The organism is Ramlibacter sp. MMS24-I3-19, assembly GCF_050320135.1.
GTDB lineage: Bacteria > Pseudomonadota > Gammaproteobacteria > Burkholderiales > Burkholderiaceae_C > Ramlibacter.
The window spans coordinates 2817128-2839397 of sequence record NZ_CP190017.1 but is presented as its reverse complement, the minus strand read 5'-3'; the positions used below and the strand labels follow the sequence as shown (position 1 = coordinate 2839397).

The 22270-nt window shown below is 68.8% G+C and carries 19 protein-coding genes; 8 read left to right on the top strand and 11 right to left on the bottom strand.

What is annotated here, in order from left to right:
• The first annotated feature begins 16 nt into the window (after positions 1–16).
• Positions 17–1060, top strand: coding sequence for an elongation factor P maturation arginine rhamnosyltransferase EarP (gene earP / locus ACPWT1_RS14165; RefSeq protein WP_427911809.1), 1044 nt, complete (start codon positions 17–19; stop codon positions 1058–1060).
• Between the two features lie 2 nt (positions 1061–1062).
• Here the strand turns inward: earP and ACPWT1_RS14160 are convergent, their stop codons facing one another.
• On the bottom strand, positions 1063–2691 hold the full coding sequence (locus ACPWT1_RS14160) for a phosphoethanolamine transferase (RefSeq protein ID WP_427911808.1): 1629 nt from the start codon (positions 2689–2691) through the stop codon (positions 1063–1065).
• A 169-nt stretch (positions 2692–2860) separates the two neighbouring features.
• Between ACPWT1_RS14160 and efp the strand changes: the two genes are divergently transcribed.
• Genes efp through ACPWT1_RS14145 form a run of 3 tightly spaced genes read left to right on the top strand, consistent with a single transcriptional unit; the run spans position 2861 to position 5182 of the window.
• On the top strand, positions 2861–3415 hold the full coding sequence (gene efp / locus ACPWT1_RS14155) for an elongation factor P (protein WP_427911807.1): 555 nt from the start codon (positions 2861–2863) through the stop codon (positions 3413–3415).
• Positions 3416–3472: 57 nt separating this feature from the next.
• On the top strand, positions 3473–4273 hold the full coding sequence (locus ACPWT1_RS14150) for a heme-dependent oxidative N-demethylase subunit alpha family protein (protein WP_427911806.1): 801 nt from the start codon (positions 3473–3475) through the stop codon (positions 4271–4273).
• Between the two features lie 48 nt (positions 4274–4321).
• A complete protein-coding gene (locus ACPWT1_RS14145; RefSeq protein ID WP_427911805.1) occupies positions 4322–5182 on the top strand; it encodes a TIGR00730 family Rossman fold protein in 861 nt (286 codons plus the stop codon).
• On the opposite strand, the gene ACPWT1_RS14140 is transcribed toward ACPWT1_RS14145, so the two are convergent.
• The 7 genes from ACPWT1_RS14140 to ACPWT1_RS14110 all read right to left on the bottom strand — a co-directional run bounded on the left by ACPWT1_RS14140 (position 5170) and on the right by ACPWT1_RS14110 (position 12278).
• The gene (locus ACPWT1_RS14140; RefSeq protein ID WP_427911804.1) at positions 5170–6351 is read right to left on the bottom strand and encodes an MFS transporter; all 1182 of its coding nucleotides are present in this window, start codon (positions 6349–6351) and stop codon (positions 5170–5172) included. The genes ACPWT1_RS14145 and ACPWT1_RS14140 overlap by 13 nt on opposite strands.
• A complete protein-coding gene (locus ACPWT1_RS14135; protein ID WP_427911803.1) occupies positions 6348–7703 on the bottom strand; it encodes a DNA recombination protein RmuC in 1356 nt (451 codons plus the stop codon). The genes ACPWT1_RS14140 and ACPWT1_RS14135 overlap by 4 nt, the downstream gene beginning before the upstream one ends.
• A 5-nt stretch (positions 7704–7708) precedes the next feature.
• Entirely contained in the window at positions 7709–8689 is a 981-nt protein-coding gene (locus ACPWT1_RS14130) for a 2-hydroxyacid dehydrogenase (RefSeq protein WP_427911802.1), read from the bottom strand.
• Positions 8690–8697: 8 nt separating this feature from the next.
• Positions 8698–10050 carry a sodium:proton antiporter gene (locus ACPWT1_RS14125; RefSeq protein ID WP_427915558.1) on the bottom strand — a complete coding sequence of 451 codons (1353 nt, stop codon included), beginning with the start codon at positions 10048–10050 and terminating at the stop codon, positions 8698–8700.
• A gap of 86 nt (positions 10051–10136) precedes the next feature.
• Entirely contained in the window at positions 10137–10859 is a 723-nt protein-coding gene (locus tag ACPWT1_RS14120; protein WP_427911801.1) for a nitroreductase, read from the bottom strand.
• Entirely contained in the window at positions 10856–11302 is a 447-nt protein-coding gene (locus tag ACPWT1_RS14115; protein ID WP_427911800.1) for an acyl-CoA thioesterase, read from the bottom strand. Before ACPWT1_RS14115 ends, ACPWT1_RS14120 begins: the two co-directional genes overlap by 4 nt.
• A 49-nt stretch (positions 11303–11351) precedes the next feature.
• Positions 11352–12278 carry a histone deacetylase family protein gene (locus ACPWT1_RS14110; protein ID WP_427911799.1) on the bottom strand — a complete coding sequence of 309 codons (927 nt, stop codon included), beginning with the start codon at positions 12276–12278 and terminating at the stop codon, positions 11352–11354.
• A gap of 187 nt (positions 12279–12465) precedes the next feature.
• On the opposite strand from ACPWT1_RS14110, the gene ACPWT1_RS14105 reads away from it, so the two are divergent.
• Positions 12466–13011, top strand: coding sequence for a phasin family protein (locus tag ACPWT1_RS14105; protein ID WP_427911798.1), 546 nt, complete (start codon positions 12466–12468; stop codon positions 13009–13011).
• Positions 13012–13263: 252 nt separating this feature from the next.
• Here ACPWT1_RS14105 and ACPWT1_RS14100 read toward each other — a convergent pair whose 3' ends face one another.
• Positions 13264–14139, bottom strand: coding sequence for a patatin-like phospholipase family protein (locus tag ACPWT1_RS14100; protein WP_427915557.1), 876 nt, complete (start codon positions 14137–14139; stop codon positions 13264–13266).
• 187 nt (positions 14140–14326) lie between these two features.
• On the opposite strand from ACPWT1_RS14100, the gene ACPWT1_RS14095 reads away from it, so the two are divergent.
• Positions 14327–15085 (top strand): 3-hydroxyacyl-CoA dehydrogenase, encoded by a 759-nt coding sequence (locus tag ACPWT1_RS14095; RefSeq protein WP_427911797.1) that lies wholly within the window; start codon positions 14327–14329, stop codon positions 15083–15085.
• Positions 15086–15121: 36 nt separating this feature from the next.
• Here the strand turns inward: ACPWT1_RS14095 and ACPWT1_RS14090 are convergent, their stop codons facing one another.
• Together ACPWT1_RS14090 and ACPWT1_RS14085 are read right to left on the bottom strand one after the other, a co-directional pair.
• Positions 15122–16009 (bottom strand): YihY/virulence factor BrkB family protein, encoded by an 888-nt coding sequence (locus tag ACPWT1_RS14090; protein WP_427911796.1) that lies wholly within the window; start codon positions 16007–16009, stop codon positions 15122–15124.
• A 74-nt stretch (positions 16010–16083) separates the two neighbouring features.
• On the bottom strand, positions 16084–17730 hold the full coding sequence (locus ACPWT1_RS14085; RefSeq protein WP_427911795.1) for an acyl-CoA synthetase: 1647 nt from the start codon (positions 17728–17730) through the stop codon (positions 16084–16086).
• 56 nt (positions 17731–17786) lie between these two features.
• Here ACPWT1_RS14085 and dnaG point away from each other — a divergent pair, with 56 nt between their 5' ends.
• A complete protein-coding gene (gene dnaG, locus ACPWT1_RS14080) occupies positions 17787–19622 on the top strand; it encodes a DNA primase (protein ID WP_427911794.1) in 1836 nt (611 codons plus the stop codon).
• Between the two features lie 245 nt (positions 19623–19867).
• Entirely contained in the window at positions 19868–22252 is a 2385-nt protein-coding gene (rpoD, locus tag ACPWT1_RS14075) for an RNA polymerase sigma factor RpoD (RefSeq protein ID WP_427911793.1), read from the top strand.
• Positions 22253–22270: the final 18 nt, after the last annotated feature.

The window sequence follows — 22270 nt, the reverse complement described above, 5'->3', positions numbered from 1 at the left end:
GTATTATCCCGGCGCGATGCGTTGGGACATCTTCTGCAAGGTCATCGACAACCACGGCGACATCGGCGTCTGCTGGCGGCTGGCGGCCGACCTCGCCGACCGCGGCGACACCGTGCGGCTGTGGATCGACGATGCGGGTGCGCTGGCCTGGATGGCGCCGGCGGGCCAGCCGGGCGTCGAAGTCCTGCCGTGGTCCGCGGCCCATACGGCCGAGCCTGCGGACGCAGTCATCGAGGCCTTCGGCTGCGAACTCGATGAAGCGTTCGTGGCGGCGATCGCGCGGGCCACGCAGGCCCGGTGCCGGCAGCCTGCCTGGATCAACCTCGAGTACCTCTCGGCGGAAGCCTGGGTCGAGCGGTGCCACGCCCTGCCCTCGCCCGTGCTGAGCGGACCGGGCCGGGGACTCGTCAAGCGGTTCTTCTATCCGGGATTCACGTCCCGCACGGGCGGCCTGCTGCGCGAGCCGGATCTCCTGCGGCGCCAGCAGGAGTTCGATCGCGCCGCCTGGCTGACAAGGCACGGCATCGCGTGGCGCGGCGAGCGTGTCATCAGCCTGTTCTGCTACGAGCCGCCGGGGCTGCGGCGCTGGTTCCAGTCCGTGGCAGCGAGCGGCGAACCCATCCTGCTGCTGGTGACGCCCGGCCGCGCGACCGCCGCGATGCGTTCACTGATCGATGCCGGCGAACCCACGGGGGCGGTGACCCTGCACTGGCTGCCCGCGCTGCCACAGCGCGAGTACGACCACCTGCTGTGGGCCAGCGACTTCAACTTCGTCCGCGGCGAGGACTCGCTGGTGCGCGCCCTGTGGGCCGCGCGTCCCTTCGCGTGGCACATCTACCCGCAGGCCGACGGCGTGCACGAGGCCAAGCTGGATGCCTTCCTCGACTGGATGCAGGCGCCCGCGTCGCTGCGGCAACTGCACCGGGCCTGGAATTTCGGCGACGTCGAGCCCGCCGAAGCCGCCTGGGTCGATTGGCAGGCCGCGGTCCGCCAGGCCCGTGAGCGCCTGCTCGCCCAGGCCGACCTGGTCACGCAGCTGAAGGCCTTCGTCGCGGGCTGAATTCAGCCCGGCGGCCGCCGGCAGGGCCGCAGCAGGTCCAGGCCCGGGTCATAGGCCGAGGTGTGCACGTCGAACGCGCCCAGCAGCGTGTGGAACAGGTTGTCGTGGCTGGTTGGCTGGGCCGCACGCTGGCGCAGGCATGCTTCGTCCAGGCCGCTGGCACGTGCGTAGGCCGGCGACATCCAGGCGACCATGGGCACGTGCGTCTGCACGTCGGGCGCCAGGGCGTACGGCACGCCGTGCAGGTACAGGCCGGATTCGCCCAGCGACTCGCCGTGGTCGGAGACGTACAGCAGGGCCGTGTCGAAGCGCTGCTGCTGCGCCGCGAGCAGGTCGATCAACTGGCCGAGCACGTGGTCGGTGTACAGGATCGTGTTGTCGTAGGCGTTCACGATCTCCGCCTGGCTGCACTGGCGCAGTTCCTCGCGCGCGCAGGCCGGCACGAAACGGCGGAACGCCGGCGGATAGCGCTTGTCGTACGCGGGCCCGTGGCTGCCCAGCTGGTGCAGCACGATGGCCTGCGGCCCTTCGGCCCTGGCCAGGCGTTCCTGCAATCCCTGCAGCAGCACCTCGTCGAAGCAGGCTCCGCGGGGGCACAGCGGCCAACCCGCGGCCACCTGGTTCATGTCCTCCACCTCGAGCCCGGTGCACACGCCCTTGCAGCCCGACTGGTTGTCGCGCCAGAGCACGTGCACGCCGGCGCGCTGCAGGACGTGCAGCACGGACTGGTGCGAAGCGATCTCCCCGGCGTCGTAGTTGCGCCGGCCGAAGGGCGAGAACATGCACGGCAGCGAGACCTCGGTGCTGGTGCCGCAGGACGTCACGTGGGGGAAGTTGATCACGTCGCGCCGCGCCAGCTCCGGGTTGGTGAGCCGCGGGTACCCGTCGAGCGAGAAGTTCTGCGCCCGAGCCGTCTCGCCCACCACCAGCACGAAGAGCGTGGGCCGATGCTGCGGCGCGACCGCCAGCGTGGCGTCGGCACCGACCGGGATGGAGGCCGCCGGCACCCGGCTGCCGCTGTCCCACGCCTCCGCCACTCCAGCCGCAACGGCATTGCCCGGATTGAGCAGGAAGCGCACCTGCCGCTGGTTGCGCATCAGCGACGCGAAGTCGGCGAACACCGGCAGGAGGCAGCCGACGGCCAGCAGCACGGAGGCGACGATCCAGCCGACCCGCACCAGCACCGCGCGCCCGGCCGAGCGACGCGCCAGCCGTGGCCACCACAGCAGCGCCGCCGGCAGCACGCCGAAGACGAGCATGTGCACGATGTACCTGGGGCCCAGCAGTTCGCGGGCCTCGCCCCAGTTCGTGGCCAGCACGTTGCGCAGCATGGTGCGATCGAAGTAGATCGCGTACCGGTCCATGTACCAGGCGAGCGACGCGCCGACGAGAACCAGGATCGCCAGCAGCGGCCGCACCGTCCAGCGGGTGGCCGGCAGGAGGGTGAAGCCGACGTAGGCCGCGGTGAACGCGCCGAACATGCCCGCGAAGAGTGCCCAGGTGCCCGGCGCGGCCCAGTCGCGGCCGGCCAGGGCCGCCCGCCAGAACGGCAGGTTGCAGACGGCCAGCAGGTACACGGCGGCCAGCAGCACCAGTGTCTCGGTGTGCAGCGTCGGGCGTTCGATGCGCATGGGCGCCGAGTATCACCGCAAGGACCCACGTGACCTGCGCCAGCACGGGGAGCCCGGCCGAAACACGGTAAAATCCGGGGTTCTGCGCCCTCCGGCCCGTCCGGCGACCGCGCCCACCGCCGCACTGGCCGCCCCGCCCGGCACCCGCGGCCCACCAACGCCACTCACCATGAAAATCGCTCAAGAAATCCGCGCCGGCAACGTGATCATGCACACCACGCAGCCCTGGGTCGTGCTGAAGACCGAATACGCCCGCGGCGGCCGCAACGCGGCCACCGTGCGCATGAAGCTCAAGAGCCTGCTGTCCAACCAGGGCACGGAAGTCGTCTTCAAGGCCGACGACAAGATGGACCAGATCGTCCTGGACAAGAAGGACTGCACGTACTCCTACTTCGCCGACCCGATGTACGTCTGGATGGACGGCGAGTACAACCAGTACGAGGTCGAGAAGGAGAACATGGGCGATGCCCTGAACTACCTCGAGGAAGGCATGCCTGCCGAGGTGGTGTTCTACGAAGGCAAGGCGATCTCGGTCGAACTGCCCACCAGCGTCGAGCGCGAAATCACCTGGACCGAGCCGGCCGTCAAGGGCGACACCTCGGGCAAGGTGCTCAAGCCGGCCAAGATCGCTACCGGTTTCGAGGTCGGCGTGCCGATCTTCGTGGCCCAGGGCGACAAGGTCGAGATCGACACGCGCACCGGCGAATACCGCCGCCGCGTCTGATCGCACCGCGACCGCACTCCACCCGAAGGCTCCGCGAGGAGCCTTTTTCTTGGGTCCATGGACTTCGACCTCGCCTCCATCGCCACGCCGTTCCGCATGCAGCCCGGGCTGCGTCGGCTGGGCAATGACGCACGGCACCTGACACCGCTGGCTCCCGACTCCCCGCTGGCGCGGGAAAAGCAGCGCGTGGTGCAGGCCGGCCAGTCACGCCTCGCCGTGCCGGGCTTCGATGCAGCGCCCGCGCTCGCGGCCATCACGCAGCAGGCCGCGCGCGAGGGCATCGCGGTGCCCGAAGGCACGCCGGTGGAACTGGCAGTCGAGGAGGACTTCGCGATCCTCGACGGCGCGAGCGGCACCCTGCCCTGGCTGTCGGTCTGCCTCCCTTCGCACTGGTCGCCCGAGGACAAGCTCGGCCTCGACTTCGTGGCCGTGCACCGCCCGGTCGCGGACAGCGCCACGCTCCTGGCCGCGAACCGGCACCTGGTGGAGCTGGCCACCTCGGGCGAGCACTGGGAGCGGCACGTGTGGACCGTGAGCCCCTCGCCGCGCTTCGACCAGCATCCGCGCCGACACGCCCGCGAGCCGTGGCCCGATGCGGCGGATCCCGAGCGCTTCGCGGCTGCCTGCTTCCTGCGCGCCGAGCGCCAGACCTTCTTTCCGGTCGGGCAAGGCACGCGGCAGGCCGTCTTCACGATCCGGGTGATGCTGCAGCCTCTGGCGCAGGCCGTGGACACGGCGGCGAAGGCCGCGAGGCTGCATGACGCGCTGGCGTCCATGTCCGAGGCCGTGCTCCAGTACAAGGGGCTCGCGCCGGCGCGCGAGCCGCTGCTGCGCTGGCTGCAGGTGCGGCGCGGCTGACCTGTCGACCTTGCCCGGCCCGGCGCCCGTTGCCGTCAAAATGGCCCCATGTCTTCCCGCAACATCCACGACCAGAAACTGGCCGATGCCTGGGCCACGCTCAAGGCGCATTCCGATGCCGGGCTGCCGCTCGACAGCGACGCGAGCCGGCTGGCCTTCGCCGATCCCGAGTTCCTGTTGCGCCGCGAGACGCGCGGCATCCGCTTCCAGCTGGAGCTTCTCAAGCCCGACCTCGAGCAGCAGGCGCACGGCATCGAGAACACCATCGTGGTGTTCGGCAGCGCCCGGTTCCGCAGCGAGGACGAAGCCCAGGCGCTGGTGCAGGCGGCCGAGGCCGGCGGCGACGCCGCGGTGATCCGGCGCGCGCGCGCACTGGCGCGCAATGCGCACTGGTACGAGAAGGCGCGCGCGTTCGGCAAGCTGGTGGCGCAGTACAGCGTGCCCAAGGCACCGCGCGACAAGCTGTTCATCTGCACGGGCGGCGGGCCCGGCATCATGCAGGCCGCCAACCGCGGCGCGCACGAGGCCAACGGCATCAGCGTGGGCCTGTCGATCGCGCTGCCGATGGAGGAAGCGGCCAACCCCTACGTCACGCCCGACCTCTCGTTCAAGTTCCACTACTTCGCCCTGCGCAAGATGCACTTCATGATGCGGGCCAAGGCGCTGGTGGCGTTCCCGGGCGGCTTCGGCACGCTCGACGAACTGTTCGAGGTGATCACGCTCGTGCAGACCCGCAAGGCCAAGCAGGTGCCGATCGTGCTGTTCGGGTCGGACTACTGGAAGCGGCTGATCAACTTCGACGTGCTGATCGAGGAAGGCGTGATCTCGCCGCAGGACCTCGACCTGTTCCAGTACGCCGACGAGCCGCAGGCGGCCTGGGACGTGATCCGCTCGTTCTACGGGCTCTGAGCGGCGTTCCGGGCGTGATGGCCAGGCGCCTGCACCTGCCTTAGCCCCCAGGCCACGCGGGTGCCGCTGGCCACGGCGGCAGCCACCGTCCAGAACACGCCGGCGATGCCGATCACGGCGCCGGCGGCCCCGAACAGCATCGGCATCGACACGCTCGAGGCATTGATCGCCATCAGCCGCAGGCCGACGGCCTGGCCATGCCGATGCTCGGGCGTGATCTGGTGCAGCGTGCTCATCACCATCGGCTGCACCACGCCGAGCGCGATGCCCAGCAGCACGGAACAGATCCCCATGGCCAGCGCCGAGTGCAGCAGCGGATAGATCGCGAACAGCGCCGTTGCGGCAACCATTGCGGCCGTGATCATCGCCCACTCCTTGACGCGGGCAGCCAGCACCGGCAACAGGACGCGCACCGCAGCTGCCGCGAAGGCGAAGGCGCCGAGGATGGTGCCGATCACCGACGCCGACAGGCCGCGCTCGTGGCCCAGCACCGGCACGACGAAGGTGTGCACGTCCCAGCACGAGGACAGCAGCCAGTTCACCAGCAGCAGACGGCGGAACTGCGGCTCGCGCAGCAGGTCCCAGGCCGGCTCCGTCCGCCCCGCATGGGTGGGCTCGAGCGGCGGCAGTTCGCGCACGTCCCGCGCCCAGAACCAGGAGACGAGCGGGAATAGCGTGACGAGCAGGAACGCGAGCCGGAAGCCACCGTTGTCGATCGCCAGCCCGGCGAAGAACGGGCCCATGAAATTGGAGAAGGCAGGACCGATGGCCAGCCACGAGAACACCTGGCGCAGTTGCGTCGGCCCCTCGGCCGCGCGTCCCACGTGGCGCTGCAGCGCGACGGCAGCGGTGCCCGCGGCGCCGCCAGTGAGCAGGGCCGAGACGCACAGCACCGGGAACACCGGGAACGCGGCGGCCAGGCCCGCGCCCGTGGCCGCGGCGATCACCGCCATCCCGAACGGCCGCCGCAGCCCATGCCGGTCGGCGTAGTTGCCCGCCGGCAGCGACAGGAAGACCTGCGTCAGCGCGAACAGGGCGAGCAGCACGCCCACCGCAGCCTCGCTGTAGCCCGCGCGCAGGGCCAGCAGCGGCGCGGCCATCCGGGTGCCGGCCATGGTGGCATGCAGGAAAACCTGGGCCGCGATCAGGCGCGCCAGCGCGGGGGTCACACCGACTCGTCCCCTTGTGCGGCCAGCCCGGGCAGGAGCGCCTGCGCCTCGCCCTCGGGCAGCGATTCCACGACCTTGAGCGCGCGCCGCATCTGCTTGGTGCGCGTCTCGGCCGCGTCGATGGTTTCGGACGCCTTGCGCACCTGCTCGCGGATGCGCTCGACCCACGTTCCATAGCGCTCGAACTCGGTCTTCACGGCGCCGAGCACCTTCCAGACCTCGGAGGCCTGGCGCTCCAGGGCCAGGGTGCGGAAGCCCATGTGCAGGCTGTTCAGCATCGCCAGCAGTGTCGTCGGGCCGGCCAGCGTCACGCGGAAGTCACGCTGCAGCGCGTCCATGAGGCCCGGCCGGCGCAGCACCTCGGCATAGAGGCTCTCGATCGGCAGGAACAGGATCGCGAAGTCGGTGGTGTGCGGCGGTGCGAGGTAGGACTCGCAGATGGACCTGGCTTCCTTGCGGATCGCCACTTCCAGCGCGCGCCCGGCGCTGTCGACGGCGGCAGTGTCGGCCCGCTCGTGGGCGTCGAGCAGGCGCTCGTAGTCGTCGCGCGGGAACTTGGCGTCGATGGGCAGCCACACCGGCACGCCGTCGGCACTGCGACCCGGGAAGCGGATGGCGAAATCGACACGCTGGTTGCTGGTCGGCTTGGTTTCGACCTGGCGACCGTACTGGTCGGGCGTGAGAACCTGCTCGAGCAGGTTCTCCAGCTGCACCTCGCCGAACATGCCGCGCGTCTTCACGTTGGTCAGCACGCGCTGCAGGTCGCCCACGCCCTGCGCCAGCGACTGCATCTCGCCCAACCCCTTGTGCACCTGCTCGAGCCGGTCGGCCACCTGCTTGAAGCTCTCGCCCAGGCGCGCCTCGAGCGTGCTCTGCAGTTTTTCGTCGACGGTGCGGCGCATCTCCTCGAGCTTGGCCGTGTTGGTCTGCTGCAGGATCGACAACTGCGCCTCCAGCGTGCCGCGCACCTCGGCCAGTCGCCGCGCGTTCTGCTCCGACAGGCCCTGCAGCTGGGTGGTGAGCGTGTCGCCCAGCGTCTTCTGCAGCAGCGTGAGCTGCTGGGCGAAGGCGTCGATCTGGGTGTTCTGCGTGCGCGTGGCTTCGGCGGCCTGCTTGACCACCGCTTCCTGGAAGGTGGCCAGCGAATGCGTCATCTCCTGGCGCGCACCGCGCGAGGACTCGCTGATCTCGCGCCGCAGTTCGCGCTCGATGCGCTCGTTGGCCGCCAGCAGTTCGGCGCGGCCGGTGTCCAGCTGCGGCGGCTTGCGCAGCAGCAGGACGATGACCAGGGAGAGCGTGATGAGGACGGCGACGCTGGCGATGCCCAGTCCCGCGACCAGCCAGGGTTCCATCGTGCTCAGGCCAGCACCTCGGGATTCAGCGGCGTCAGCGGCTTGCCGTGCACCAGGAAGCCGATCAGGTTGTCGGCGGCGAGGTTGGCCATCGCCAAGCGGGTCGGAACGGTGGCGCTGGCGATGTGCGGCGTGAGCACGACGTTCGGCACCGTGAGCAGGTCGGGATGTACCTTGGGCTCACCCTCGAAGACATCCAGGCCGGCGGCGGCGATGCGCTTCTCGCGCAGTGCCTTGGCGAGCGCCGCGTCATCGACGATGCCGCCGCGGGCGATGTTGACCAGCGTGGCGGTGGGCTTCATCTGCGCCAGTTCCGCGGCGCCGATCGCATGGTGCGACTGCGCCGAGTACGGCAGCACCAGCACGAGGTGGTCGGCTTCGCGCAGCAGCTGCTCCTTGCTCGCGTAGGTCGCCTTGCACTCGGCTTCGAGCGCGGGCGCGAGGTGCGAACGGTTGTGGTAGATCACCTTCATGCCGAAGCCATGCGCCCCGCGCTTCGCGATGCCCTGGCCGATGCGGCCCATGCCCAGGATGCCCAGCGTGCTGCCATGCACGTCGGAGCCCGCGAACATGTCGTAGGACCATTTGTCCCACTTGCCCGCGCGCAGGAAATGCTCGCTCTCGGTGACCCGGCGCGCGGTGGCCATCAGCAGCGCGAAGCCGAAGTCGGCCGTGGTCTCCGTCAGCACGTCGGGCGTGTTGGTGGCCAGCACCTTGGCCGCGGTCATCGCGGCGAGATCGAAGTTGTTGAAGCCCACGGCCATGTTGGCGCAGATGCGCAGGCCCGGGCAGGCCTTCAGCAGGTCGGCGTCGATGCGCTCGCCACCGGTGGTGAAGGCACCGACCTTGCCCTTGAGGCGGGCCAGCAGCTGCTCGCGCGACCAGGTCTCTTCGGCCTGGTTGTGCTCGACATCGAAATGCTTCCGGAGCTTCTCGATGACCTCGGGGAAGACGGCGCGGGCGACCAGGATGGCGGGCTTGTTCATGGCAGGCGCTAGCGGAAGAAGAGGAACGTCATGGCGGCGAACAGCGGCAGCAGCACCGCGGCCGACCAGGCCATGTAGCCGAAGAAGCCTGGCATTGTGACACCGCGATGCTCCGCGATCGCCTTCACCATCAGGTTCGGCGCGTTCCCGATGTAGGAGTTGGCACCCATGAACACCGAACCGGCGGAGATCGCGGCCAAAGTGGGCGCCAGTGTCGTCATGAGGTGCTGGGCATCGCCGCCGGCGGTGTTGAAGAACACCAGGTAGGTCGGTGCATTGTCGAGGAACGAGCTCAGGACGCCGGAGGCCCAGAAGTACATAGCGGGGTCCGGCGTGCCGTCCGGCCGCGTGACGGCGGCGACGATCGCATGGAACGGGCCGTCGAGGCCGGCGCGCAGCATCGCGATCACCGGCACGATGGTGAGGAAGATGCCGGCGAACAGCTTGGCCACCTCCTGCATCGGTCCCCACGAGAACTGGTTGGCCTCGTGCACGCGGGCCGGCGTGATGCGCAGCGACAGCCAGGTGACGACGATCAGCCCGACGTCGCGCACCAGCCCGGGCAACCCCATCTCCAGCCCGCCGATCTCGAACACGATGCGGGACTTCCACGTGCCGGACAGCAGCACCAGGCCGACGATGGCCAACAGCAGCCAGAAGTTGCGCGCGCCGTCGAAGCCGATGCCGCGCGAGTCGGGCGTCGGGTCCATCGGCAGCAATTCCTCGCGCCGGTGGTAGTACCAGCTGTCCAGCGCGAAGAACAGCGCGAGCAGCCAGCCGACGAGGAACAGGGTCTCGGGACCGATGTGGCGCACGGTCCAGAAGAAGTCGACGCCCTGGAGGAAGCCGAGGAACAGCGGCGGGTCGCCCAGCGGCGTCAGCGAGCCGCCGGCGTTCGACACGATGAAGATGAAGAAGACGAACACGTGCGCCTTGTGCCGGCGGTCGTCGTTGGCCCGGATCAGGGGCCGCACCATCAGCATCGAGGCGCCGGTGGTGCCCATCACGCTGGCCAGCGCGGCGCCGATGGCGAGCACGGCGGTGTTCAGCGCCGGGCTGCCGTGCAGGTTGCCCCGGATGTAGATGCCGCCCGACACGCAGAACAGCGCCGTGAGGAGGATCACGAACGGCAGGTACTCGGCCAGCGCCGCGTGCAGCAGCGCCGCCCCGGCCGCCCCGGCGCCGAAGACCGCCGCGAACGGCAGCAGGAAGGCGAGGGCCCAGCCGGCCACGACCTTGCCGAAGTGGTGGTGCCAGAACTGCGGCGCCAGCAGGGGCAGCGTGGCGATCGACAGCAGCAGGCCGGCGAATGGCACGGCCCACCACGCGGCCAGCTGGCGTCCGTCGAAGTCCGCGGCCATCGCCAGCTGCGGCGCGCTCGCCGCGATCACCAGCAGCCACGCACGGCTGCCGCGGGCGCGTCCCGCCCACGTCGGCGACGGGCCGCTCATGCGAGCCACCGCGTGAAGGAAGCTACCGGCTCGCGCGGCGTGTGGAAGCCGTTCACCGGCGCGTCCGGATCGGCGTGTCCCAGCGACATGCCGCACACCAGCATCTCGTCGGGCCCGGCGCCGATGTGCGGCAGGATGATCTTCGCGAAGCCGTTCCAGGCCGCCTGCGGGCAGGTGTGCAGGCCCTCGGCCCGCGCGGCCACCATCAGCGACTGCAGGAACATGCCGTAGTCGACCAGCGAGCCGCGGCCCATCACGCGATCGAGCGTGAACATCAGGCCCACGGGGGCGTCGAAGAACCGGTAGTTGCGCTGGTGCTGCGCATGCATCTTGTCCTTCTCGCCCTTGGCGATGCCCAGCAGGCCGTACAGGCTCCAGCCGTTCTCGCGCCGGCGATCGATGTAGGGCGGCACCCAGCGCTCCGGGTAGTAGTCGTACTCCTCGCGGTACTCCTGCGCGAGCGCCGGGTTGGCGTAGATCGCATCATGCGCGGCGCACACCTTGGCCACCAGGCTGTCGCGGCTGGCGCCCTGCAGCACGTAGACCTTCCAGGGCTGGGTGTTGGTGCCAGACGGCGCGCGGCTCGCCAGCGCCAGCAGGCGCTCGATGGTCTCGCGCGGCACCGGCGTGGGAAGGAAGGCGCGCGTCGAGAACCGGCTGCCGATGGCATCCGCGACGCTCGCCGGGTCGGCGACGACGGTACTGACCTGCGAACTCATTGCATCTCCTCCAGCACCGCGCGCAATGCCGGTGGCAGCGGCACGGGCCGGCGGCTCGCGCGATCGACGTACACGTGGACGAAGTGTCCCTTGGCGGCCGTGAGCGGCTCGCCGGCGGCGAACAGGCCGACCTCGTAGCGCACGCTGGAGCCGCCCAGGCGCGCCACCCGCATGCCGGCCTCGACCTGCTGCGGAAAGGCGAGCGGCGCGAAGTAGTTGCACTGGGTCTCGACCACCAGGCCGATGGTCTGGCCGGCATGGATGTCGAGCGCGCCGCGCTCGATCAGGTACGCGTTCACGGCGGTGTCGATCCAGCTGTAGTAGACGACGTTGTTGACGTGGCCGTAGACGTCGTTGTCCATCCAGCGGGTGGTGATGGGGCGGAAGACGGGATAGGCGCTGCGCGGCTCGGGCTCGGGGCGCGCGCTGGGGCTGAGGGTCATCGGGTCCTTGGAGTTCTTCGCGGCGCCGCGCAGCGCTGCGCGGCCGCTTTCACCGGCGCCGATTCTGCCAGCGGCGCCAGAACTGCAGGGCCACGCCGAAGGTGTTGACCTGCACCTGCACGGTGTCCTCCATGCGCTTGCCGTAGCCGCCCGCCATCGCGAACGCGAGCGGGATGCCGCGCTGCCAGGCCCAGTCGAACACGCGGCGGTCGCGCGCCTCCAGGCCGTCCCAGGAGAGCTTCAGGCGGCCGAGGCGATCGCCCTCGTGCGGATCGGCGCCGGCCAGGTAGATGACGAGACCGGGATCCGTTCGGCGCGCGAGTTCGTCGAGGGCCTGCTCCAGCGCCTGCAGGTACTCGTCGTCGCGGCAGCCATCGGGCAGGTCGACGTCGAGGTCGCTGCGCTCCTTGCGGAACGGGAAGTTCTTCTGCCCGTGCAGGGACAGCGTGAACACGGTCGGGTCGTCCCTGAAGACCTTCGCCGTGCCATTGCCCTGGTGCACGTCGAGGTCGATCACCGCCACCTGCAACGAGCGGCCGTGCCGCCGGTGTTCCGCCTGCATCAGCCGGGCCCCCACCGCCGCGTCGTTGAAGACGCAGAACCCGCCGCCGCGATCGGCGCTGGCGTGGTGCGTGCCGCCGGCCACGTTGCCCGACACACCGTCTCGAAACGCGACGCGGCAAGCCGCGATGGTCGCGCCTACCGAACGCCGCGCCCGCTCGGCCATCGCAGGGCTCCAGGGAAATCCGATCTCCCGCAGGATGGCGGGATCCACGCTGCCGTCGCTGATGGCCTGAACGTAACCCGGCGTGTGCACGAGCGCGAGTTCGCCATCGCTCGCCGGCTCGGCCTGCGCGAGGCGGAGGTCCGGCAGCTCGGCAGCCAGCCGGTCGCGCAGCAACTGGTACTTGCCCATCGGGAAGCGGTGGCCGGGCGGGAGCGGCAGCACGAACTGGGTCGCGTAGAACACCTGCATCCCGCGATTGTCGGGACCGCGCCTGTACCCCGCCCAAGGGATGAATTGCCGCCCTTGCTGCGATGCACAAAAAAGTGCTTGCAAGCGATGCCAGCATCCCTATAATTCGTTTATGCTGCACCGCAACATGCCGTTTGCCGGTGGTGTAGCCCGACCATCCTGACCACCACCACACCGGAGTTTTGCAATGCTGACCGCTGAACAGATCCTGGCTTCCCAGAAAGCCTCCGTCGAGACCCTCTTCGGCCTGACCACCCGCGCCTTTGAAGGCGTCGAGAAGCTCGTCGAGCTGAACCTGACCGCTTCCAAGGCCGCCCTGGCCGAGGCCGCCGGCACCGCCCAGTCCGTCCTGACCGTCAAGGACGCGCAGGAGCTGCTGGCCCTGCAGGCAAGCCTGTTCCAGCCCCTGGCCGAGAAGACCGCCGCCTACAGCCGCCACCTGTACGACATCGCCGCCGGCACCGGCGCCGAGTTCGGCAAGACCTTCGAAGCGCAGGCTTCCGACGCGCAGAAGAAGTTCCTGGCCGTGGTCGACAACGCCGCCAAGAACGCCCCGGCCGGTTCCGAGACCGCGGTCGCCGTGTTCAAGAGCGCCGTCGCCGCCGGCAACAACGCGCTGGAATCGGTCCAGAAGGCCGTCAAGCAGGCCACCGAAGTCGCCGAGGCGAACTTCAATGCGGTCGCCAGCACGGCCGTCAACGCCACCAAGACGACTGCCAAGGCCAAGCGCTGATCCCCAGTTGATCCGGAGAAACCCGCCCACACCTGCGATGGGCGGGAACTCCCAGGGCTTCCGGAGCATCTACCGGTCACTTCCGTGATGGACGGGAGTTCTTCAGGTTGTCTCCTCGGGTCCTTTCGATACCTCTCGCAGGTACAGGGATCCTTAGCCCCAGCTGAAAGGCTGGGGCTTTTTTATGGGCGCCCTAGGAGCGACGGAGCGTAGCGACGTGAGCCCCAGCTGAAAGGCTGGGGCTTTTTCATTTCAGTGGCTCTTCGCCGCGATCGCGGCCTGCAGCTGCGGCAGCATTCGCTGCATGGCCCGTCGTCCCGCCGCGATCGCCTGCCGCTTGCTCGCGAAGTCGGCACTCCCCATTCCCACCAGCGCAGGCCGCACGACAATGTCGGCCAGTTGCAGCTCGCCGCGGTTGATGCTCTTGGACATGATCGAGAAGGTCTGCAGCAGGATCTGCATCTGATCGCTGGCCGGATTGCCTTCGGGCGCGGCCGAGATGTCGACCGCGATCACCAGCTCGGCGCCCATCTGGCGCGCATAGCGCACCGGCACCGGCGCGACCAGGCCGCCGTCGACGTAGTCGCTGCCGCTGATCTTGACCGGCAGGAACACCGCCGGCACGGCGCTTGAGGCACGCACTGCCGTGCCTGTGTCGCCGCGCTGGAACAGCACGCCCTCGCCCGTGTCGAGCCGCGTCGCGACGATCCCCAGCGGCAGCGGCATCTGCTCGATGAGGCGGTGACCCACCTGGGCGTTCACGTAACGCGACAGCGCCTCGCCGCGCAGCATGCCGCGGTTGAAGAGGGGCAGTGTCCAGTCGGTGAAGGCCGCCTCGTCCATCGTTTCGGCCACTTGCTGCAGCTGTGCGCCGCTGCGCCCGCTTGCGTACAGCGTGGCGACCAGGCTGCCCGCCGAGGTGCCCACGACCAGGTCCGGCTTCAGCCCGGCTTCCTCCAGCACCTGGATCACGCCGACATGCGCGAAGCCCCGCGCAGCACCTCCGCCCAACGCGAGGCCGATGCGCGGCGGCTTCGGCGGCACCACGGGTGCGACCAAGGGCGGCGGGACCGCTGGCGTGGCGGGCGGGGCCACGGGCGGCGGCGATGCGCATCCGGCCAACACCATCACGCATGCGGCGCCCGCCACGCGAACCCAATGCCAGGCCCGGCCCAATCCCTCGTTCACCATGCGTCCTTCCTTCAGCGCCGCAACTCGACAGCGGCGGCCACGATTCTCGCAAAGCCGGTGAAGGCCAACGCGGCCAGGCAGCGCCGCGATAATCCCGGCCGACACTCACGCACAGGAGAACACCATGGACATCAAGGGCAAGGTCTTCATCGTCACCGGCGGCGCATCGGGACTGGGCGAAGGCACCGCGCGCATGCTGGCGGCCGAGGGCGCGAAGGTCGTCATCGCGGACATGCAGGCCGACAAGGGCGACGCCATCGCACGCGAGATCGGCGGTGCCTTCGTCAAGTGCGACGTCAGCCAGGAGGCCGACGGCCAGGCCGTCGTGGCCAAGGCCGTGTCGCTGGGCAAGCTGATGGGCCTGGTCAACTGCGCCGGCATCGCGCCCGCGGAGAAGACCGTGGGAAAGAACGGCGCCCACAACCTCGGCGTGTTCACCAAGACGATCATGGTCAACCTGGTGGGCAGCTTCAACATGATCCGGCTCGCCGCCGACGCCATGGGCAAGAACGAGCCCGAGGCGACCGGCGAGCGCGGCTGCATCGTCTCCACTGCATCGGTCGCGGCCTATGACGGCCAGATCGGCCAGGCCGCGTACAGCGCGTCCAAGGGCGGCGTGGTCGGCATGACGCTGCCCATCGCCCGCGACCTGGCGCGCAGCGGCATCCGCAACATGACCATCGCCCCCGGCATCTTCGGCACGCCGATGATGTTCGGCATGCCGAAGGAAGTGCAGGACTCGCTGGCCGCCGCGGTGCCCTTCCCTTCGCGCCTCGGCACGCCGCAGGACTACGCCAGGCTCGTGAAGCACATCTTCGAGAACGACATGCTCAATGGCGAGGTGATCCGCCTCGACGGCGCCATCCGGCTCGCGCCGCGCTGAGCGCCGACACCACTGGCGCGTGCAAAGTGTTTCTGACTAGGAGGCCGGCTTCTCGGCCGCCAGCTCCACGGCGATGCGTTCGTAGTCGGAAATCACCTGGGCGCCGAGCAACAACAGCGCGGCGCCGATCTCCAGGCTGAGCAGGACCACGATCGCGGTGGTGAGCGAGCCGTAGACCACGCTCACCTGCGACAGCGTGCTGAAGTACCAGACCAGCACGTGCCGCGTGATTTCCCACAGCAGCGCCGCAGTGACGCCACCCGGCAATGCGTGGCGCCAGGTGAGCCGCCCCACCGGCATCACCATGTACAGCGAGGTGAGCAGGAAGATCTCGCCCAGCAGGCCCAGCAGGTAGAGCAGCACGCCGGAGACACCGCGCAACGACCATTCATGGCCGAACAGCTGCACGCTGTCCTGCCCCAGCGATTCGAGCCGGCCCGCGACCACCGTGACCACCAGCAGGCCGATGCTCAGGCAGAACACGTAGCAGTACGGGATGAGGGCCGAGATGAGGAAATGCCTCCGGCGCACCGTGACCCGGTGCAGGAAGATCACCGACATCGCCTTCTCCAGCACCGTGAATGCGAGCGAGCTGAAGAACAGCATCGTGATCAGCAGCAGCCAGCCGACCACGTCGCGGTGACTGACGAACGATGCCAGCTCCGCGAGCACGGCCTTGGACTGGCCCGGCACCACCCACTCGAGGTAGCGGCCCAGCGTGTCGAGGAGCTCGCGTTCTTCGACCAGGTGTGAGAGGCCGATCACCGCCAGGATCAGCAGGGGCACGACAGAGAGCAGCGCGTAGTACGCCACGGCGCCCGCCAGCAGCAGGCCCTGGTTGCGGCTGAACCCGTGCAGCACCTTGCGGCCGAAGGCCCAGGGGTTGGCCAGCACGTGGGCGCCTGCCGCGCTGATCACTCGCATGCGGCGCAGTATCGGACCACGCGGGCCCGGCCGGGCTGCGGTGTGACAGCCGGTATGCACGCCGCGGGGCTGTCCTAGACGTCGATGGCCGAGGCCGAGCCGGCCTGCTTGCGCAGCTCGAACTTCTGGATCTTGCCGGTCGAGGTCTTGGGCAGTTCGCCGAACACCACCGCCCTGGGCACCTTGAAGCCGGCCAGGTGCTTGCGGCAATGCGCCACGATGTCTTCGGGCTTCGTCGCGGCGCCGGGCTTGAGCTCGACGAAGGCACAGGGCGTCTCGCCCCACTTCGGGTCGGGCCTGGCGACCACCGCGGCCGCAAGCACGTCGGGATGGCGGTAGAGCACGTCCTCGACCTCGATCGACGAGATGTTCTCGCCGCCCGAGATGATGATGTCCTTGCTGCGGTCCTTGATCTTGATGTAGCCGTCGGCCGATTGCACGGCGAGGTCGCCGGTGTGGAACCAGCCGCCCGCGAACGCCTCCGCGGTGGCCTTCGGGTTCTTCAGGTAGCCCTTCATCGCGATGTTCCCGCGGAACATGATCTCGCCCATGGTCTCGCCATCCTGCGGCACGGGCTGCATGGTCTGCGGGTCCATCACGCAGGCGCCGTCCTGCAAGTGGTATCGCACGCCCTGGCGTGCATTCAGCCGGGCCCGTTCGCCGATGTCGAGCGCATCCCACTCGGCATGCTTCGCGCACACCGTGGCCGGCCCGTACACCTCCGTCAGGCCGTAGACGTGGGTGAGATCGAAGCCGAGGCGCTCCATGCCCTCGATCATCGACGCCGGCGGCGCGGCTCCGGCCACCATCGCCTTCACGCCGCGCGGCAGGCCCTGCTTGAGCGCATCGGGAGCGTTCACCAGCATGCCGTGCACGATGGGCGCGCCGCAGTAGTGCGTCACGCCATGCCGCTTGATGGCATCGATCATGGCTGCGGCTTCGACGCGGCGCAGGCAGACGTTGACGCCGGCGCGGGCGGCGACGGTCCACGGAAAGCACCAGCCGTTGCAATGGAACATCGGCAGCGTCCACAGGTAGACCGCGTGCTTGGGCATGTCCCACTCGAGGATGTTCGAGATCGCATTGGTCGCGGCGCCGCGGTGGTGGTACACGACGCCCTTGGGATTGCCGGTGGTGCCGCTGGTGTAGTTGAGGGCGATGGCATCCCACTCGTCGCGCGGCATCAGCGGCTCGAAGGCCGCATCGCCCGAGGCGACCAGCTGCTCGTAGCTCAAGCTGCCCAGGCGCTCCGAAGCCCCGGTGAACAGCACGTCGTCGGCGTCCACCACCAGCAACGGCCCGTCGCCCTGGCGCAGCGCGAGCGCCTTCTTCATCACGGGCGCGAATTCCGGATCGACGATCACCGCCTTCGCCTCACCGTGGTCGAGCATGAACGCGATGCTCTCCGGGTCCAGTCGCGTGTTCAGCGCATTGAGCACGGCGCCTGCCATCGGGATGCCGAAGTGCGCTTCCACCATCGGCGGGACATTGGGCAGCATGACGGCCACGGTGTCGCCGCGGCCAATGCCGCGCGCCGCGAGTGCCGATGCGAGGCGGCGACAGCGCTCCTCGAGTTGCGACCAGGTGCGGCGCAGGTCGCCGTGCACCACCGCGACCCGGTCGGGGTAGACCTGAGCCGAACGCTGCAGGAACAGCAGCGGCGTCATGGGCGTGAAGTTGGCGGGCGTGCGCGGCAGGTCCTGCTCGAAGATGCTGGTCATCGCTGTCTCCTCGGTCGTGCGGCCCGGCACCGGGCATGGGCCAGAATACCGGACCGATGGCCATACCCCAGTCGTTCATCCAGGACCTGCTGGCGCGAGCCGACGTCGTCGAGATCGTTGGCCGGTCGGTGCAGCTGAAGAAGACCGGGGCCAACTTCGCCGGGCTCTGTCCGTTCCATGCGGAGAAGAGCCCGTCGTTCACCGTCAGCCCGAGCAAGCAGTTCTACCACTGCTTCGGCTGCGGCAAGAACGGGAATGCCATCGGCTTCCTGATGGACCAGGGCGGCATGGGCTTCATCGAGGCGGTGAAGGACCTCGCGGGGGAATACGGCCTCGAGATTCCTGAAGACAACACCTCCCCGCTGGACCGCGAGCGTGCCGCGCAACAGCGCGAGAAGCAGGCCACGCTCACCGACGTGCTGGAGAAGGCCGGCCAGGCGTATCGCAAGCACCTGAAGGCGTCGCCGCGTGCCGTCGATTACTTCAAGCGCCGCGGCGTCTCGGGCGAGATCGCGAAGGCCTTCGGCCTCGGCTACGCGCCCGAGGGCTGGCGCACGCTGGCCAGCGTCTTCCCGAACTACGACGACCCGCTGCTGGCCGAGAGCGGCCTCGTGATCGTCGGCGAGCAGGACGACAAGCGCTACGACCGGTTCCGCGACCGGGTGATGTTCCCCATCCGGAACGTCAAGGGCGAGTGCATCGGCTTCGGCGGCCGGGTGCTCGGCGACGAGAAGCCCAAGTACCTGAACTCCCCCGAGACGCCGGTGTTCAGCAAGGGCCGCGAGCTCTATGGCCTCTACGAGGCCCGCAACCACCTGCGCGAGTTCGGCTACGTGCTCGTCACCGAGGGCTACATGGACGTGGTCGCGCTGGCGCAGCTCGGGTTCCCGAACGCGGTGGCCACGCTGGGCACCGCGTGCACGCCGGAACACGTGCACAAGCTGTTCCGCTTCACCGACAGCGTGATCTTCAGCTTCGACGGCGACGCCGCCGGCCGGCGTGCCGCGCGCAAGGCGCTCGAGGGCGCCCTGCCCTATGCCAGCGACGTGCGCACGGTGAAGTTCCTGTTCCTGCCGCCCGAGCACGATCCGGACAGCTTCATCCGCGAGCACGGTCGCGATGAGTTCGAGCGCTACGTGCGCCAGGCCGTGCCGCTCAGCGTGTTCCTGGTCGAAGCCGCTTCGGCCGAGTGCGACCTCGCCACCGCCGAGGGCCGCTCTCGGATGCTGGCCGCCGTGCACCCGCTCTGGGCGCTGCTGCCCGACGGCGCGCTCAAGCGCCAGCTGTTCAACGACATCGCCGAACGCTCGCAGGTCGGCAGCCACGAACTGGGCGAGCTGTGGCGGCTGCCGCGAGCCGAGCGCTCCCGGTCGAAGTCGAAGGCGCCTGCGGAGCAGCGCGCCTACGGCACCGGCGTGCGCAAGGCGGTCAAGCCCAAGGCCGTGGCCTTTGCAGAGATCATTGCCCGGCTCGTGCTGCGCCATTCCCGGACCTGGGAGCTGCTGAGCGGGCCCGACCACGAAGTGCTGTGCGGACTGCAGCCGCCCCTGGGCGACCTGTTCTCCTGGATCGACGCCGGCTGCCACGAGCATGGCGGGCAGCCCTGGGCGGCCCTGCAGGCCGGCATGGAGGGCCTGCCGTTCGCGCCCCTGGCGACGGCACTCATGGACTACGACAACAGCCAGCCGCTGGCAGGGGCCGTCGAGGACATCGACACCACCGAACGCGACCTGCGGCTGTCCATCCTGGAGCTGCATCTGGACCTGGCGGCCACCGCCATCGACGAGGCCAGCAGGTTGCCGCTGTCCGACACCACGCGCCACGAGCGGCTGGTGGCGCTGAGCCGGCGGCAACAACAGTTGCTGCAGGAGAAGCGGGAGTTACGCTCTTGAAAAGCGCCTGCAACGGTATAATGTAGGGTTTGTCAGCGGCAAGAGCGACAGCAGCACCTCCGGGCCGGCCGACAGTGACTCCACAGTGAGCACGACCGCGCCACATCACCGCAAGGACTGCACCCCAAATGTTCGCCCACCCATCTTGCCCATGGAAGGTCCGGCCGCCCCTGGTGGCCGTGCCTGTCGCCCGCGCCGGGTAGTTTTTGGCGCCCCTTTGCCGTTCTTGTGTTCCGAGGATGTCCATGCCCGCTCCGAAGTCCGCGAAGCTCGCCAAGCCGCCAGCGAAACCCAGCGCGAAAAAACCGGTCAAACCCGCTTCGCCGCCCGCCAAGGCCGAGTTGAAGGTCGTCCAGACCGCCAGCCCGTCGGCCAAGGCCGGCACCAAGCCATCCACGAAAGCCCAGCACGTGCCCAGCAGTACCAAGACGCCCGCCGCCAAGCCAGAGAAGGCCACCGCCAAGGAAGAGACCAAGAAGCCGCTGAAGGCCGCGGCTGTCGCGGATGAGCCTGTGAAGAAGAAGCCCGGCCGGCCGCCCAAGGCAGCTGCCGCCGAAGCGCCCGCCAAGGCCGCCGCAGGCGCCAAGCGCGGCCGCAAGCCCAAGGCGGGCGAGAAGGCCGAAGGTTCCGCTGAAGACGACGACCTCTCCGACATCGAGGCCGAGTTCGCCGAGGAGCCGGCGGTCGAGACCGCTGCGGCCGAGAAGGTCAAGCCGCTGCGCATGAAGATCAGCAAGGCCAAGGAACGGGCCTTGATGAAGGAATTCGGCCTCGACGAGACCATCCTCTCCGAAGAGGAGATGACCAAGCGCCGGCAGCGCCTCAAGACGCTGATCACGCTGGGCAAGACCCGCGGCTACCTGACCCACGGCGAGATCACCGACCACCTGCCCGAGAAGCTGGTCGACGCCGAGACGCTGGAAGTCGTGGTCACCATGCTGAACGACCTGGGCGTGGCGGTGTACGAGCAGACGCCCGACGCCGAGATGCTCCTGCTGAACAACACCACGCCGACCGCGGCGACGGTGGAGGAAGCCGAGGAGGAAGCCGAAGCTGCGCTGTCCACCGTCGATAGCGAGTTCGGCCGCACCACCGACCCCGTCCGCATGTACATGCGCGAGATGGGCACGGTGGAACTGCTCACGCGCGAGGGCGAAATCGAGATCGCCAAGCGCATCGAGGGCGGCCTGATGGCCATGATGGAGGCGATCTCCGCGTCGCCCGCCACCATCGCCGAGATCCTGCGCATGGCGGCCGAGATCCGCGAAGGCAAGGTCGTCATTTCCAGCATCGTCGACGGTTTCTCCAACCCGAACGAAGCCGACGACTACGTGGCCGAGGAAGACTTCGACGAGTTCGATGCCGACGACGATGACGACGGCAATGGCGGCTCCAAGGCGCTGACCAAGAAGCTCGAGGAGCTGAAGGCCCAGGCGCTGGAGCGCTTCGACCGCATCGCCGAGCTGTTCGAGAAGGTGCACAAGGTCTACGACAAGGAAGGCTACGGCACCCCGACGTACCACAAGGCGCAGAAGGCGCTGTCCGAGGAGCTGATGACCATCCGCTTCACGGCCAAGACCATCGAGAAGCTGTGCGACATGGTGCGCGGCCAGGTCGACGACGTGCGCAAGAAGGAACGCGAGCTGCGCCGCATCATCGTGGACAAGTGCGGCATGCCGCAGGAAATCTTCATCAAGGAATTCCCGCCCAACCTGCTGAACCTGAAGTGGGTGGAGAAGCAGGCCGCCGCCGGCAAGCCGTGGAGCACGGTGATCGCCCGCAACGTGCCGCCGATCCAGGAACTGCAGACCAAGCTGATGGACCTGCAGTCGCGCGTGGTGGTCCCCCTGACCGAGCTCAAGGAGATCAACAAGCGCATGAACGAGGGCGAGGCCTCGTCGCGCGAAGCCAAGAAGGAGATGATCGAGGCCAACCTGCGCCTGGTGATCTCCATCGCCAAGAAGTACACCAACCGCGGCCTGCAGTTCCTGGACCTGATCCAGGAAGGCAACATCGGCCTGATGAAGGCGGTCGACAAGTTCGAATACCGCCGCGGCTACAAGTTCTCGACCTACGCCACGTGGTGGATCCGGCAGGCCATCACCCGCTCGATCGCCGACCAGGCGCGCACCATCCGCATCCCGGTGCACATGATCGAGACCATCAACAAGATGAACCGCATCTCGCGCCAGCACCTGCAGGAGTTCGGCTTCGAGCCGGACGCCGGCATCCTGGCGGCCAAGATGGAGATCCCCGAGGACAAGATCCGCAAGATCATGAAGATCGCCAAGGAGCCGATCTCCATGGAGACGCCGATCGGCGACGACGACGACAGCCACCTGGGCGATTTCATCGAGGACACCAACAACACGGCGCCGATCGAGGCGGCCATGCAGGCGGGCCTGCGCGACGTGGTGAAGGACATCCTCGATTCGCTGACCCCGCGCGAGGCCAAGGTGCTGCGCATGCGCTTCGGCATCGAGATGAGCACCGACCATACCCTCGAGGAAGTCGGCAAGCAGTTCGACGTCACCCGCGAGCGCATCCGCCAGATCGAAGCCAAGGCGCTGCGCAAGCTGAAGCACCCGAGCCGCAGCGACAAGCTGCGCAGCTTCATCGACACGCTCTGACCGGCGTGCCGTCACGAG

Coding starts and splice junctions, on each gene's coding strand:
- rpoD (WP_427911793.1), top strand. CDS start 19,868: ATGCCCGCTCCGAAGTCCGCGAAGCTCGCCAAGCCGCCAGCGAAACCC.
- ACPWT1_RS14120 (WP_427911801.1), bottom strand. CDS start 10,859: ATGAGTTCGCAGGTCAGTACCGTCGTCGCCGACCCGGCGAGCGTCGCG.
- ACPWT1_RS14090 (WP_427911796.1), bottom strand. CDS start 16,009: ATGCGAGTGATCAGCGCGGCAGGCGCCCACGTGCTGGCCAACCCCTGG.
- ACPWT1_RS14095 (WP_427911797.1), top strand. CDS start 14,327: ATGGACATCAAGGGCAAGGTCTTCATCGTCACCGGCGGCGCATCGGGA.
- ACPWT1_RS14135 (WP_427911803.1), bottom strand. CDS start 7,703: ATGGAACCCTGGCTGGTCGCGGGACTGGGCATCGCCAGCGTCGCCGTC.
- ACPWT1_RS14085 (WP_427911795.1), bottom strand. CDS start 17,730: ATGACCAGCATCTTCGAGCAGGACCTGCCGCGCACGCCCGCCAACTTC.
- ACPWT1_RS14160 (WP_427911808.1), bottom strand. CDS start 2,691: ATGCGCATCGAACGCCCGACGCTGCACACCGAGACACTGGTGCTGCTG.
- ACPWT1_RS14100 (WP_427915557.1), bottom strand. CDS start 14,139: ATGGTGTTGGCCGGATGCGCATCGCCGCCGCCCGTGGCCCCGCCCGCC.
- ACPWT1_RS14150 (WP_427911806.1), top strand. CDS start 3,473: ATGGACTTCGACCTCGCCTCCATCGCCACGCCGTTCCGCATGCAGCCC.
- ACPWT1_RS14125 (WP_427915558.1), bottom strand. CDS start 10,050: ATGGCCGCGGACTTCGACGGACGCCAGCTGGCCGCGTGGTGGGCCGTG.
- ACPWT1_RS14110 (WP_427911799.1), bottom strand. CDS start 12,278: ATGCAGGTGTTCTACGCGACCCAGTTCGTGCTGCCGCTCCCGCCCGGC.
- dnaG (WP_427911794.1), top strand. CDS start 17,787: ATGGCCATACCCCAGTCGTTCATCCAGGACCTGCTGGCGCGAGCCGAC.
- ACPWT1_RS14105 (WP_427911798.1), top strand. CDS start 12,466: ATGCTGACCGCTGAACAGATCCTGGCTTCCCAGAAAGCCTCCGTCGAG.
- ACPWT1_RS14130 (WP_427911802.1), bottom strand. CDS start 8,689: ATGAACAAGCCCGCCATCCTGGTCGCCCGCGCCGTCTTCCCCGAGGTC.
- ACPWT1_RS14115 (WP_427911800.1), bottom strand. CDS start 11,302: ATGACCCTCAGCCCCAGCGCGCGCCCCGAGCCCGAGCCGCGCAGCGCC.
- earP (WP_427911809.1), top strand. CDS start 17: ATGCGTTGGGACATCTTCTGCAAGGTCATCGACAACCACGGCGACATC.
- ACPWT1_RS14145 (WP_427911805.1), top strand. CDS start 4,322: ATGTCTTCCCGCAACATCCACGACCAGAAACTGGCCGATGCCTGGGCC.
- efp (WP_427911807.1), top strand. CDS start 2,861: ATGAAAATCGCTCAAGAAATCCGCGCCGGCAACGTGATCATGCACACC.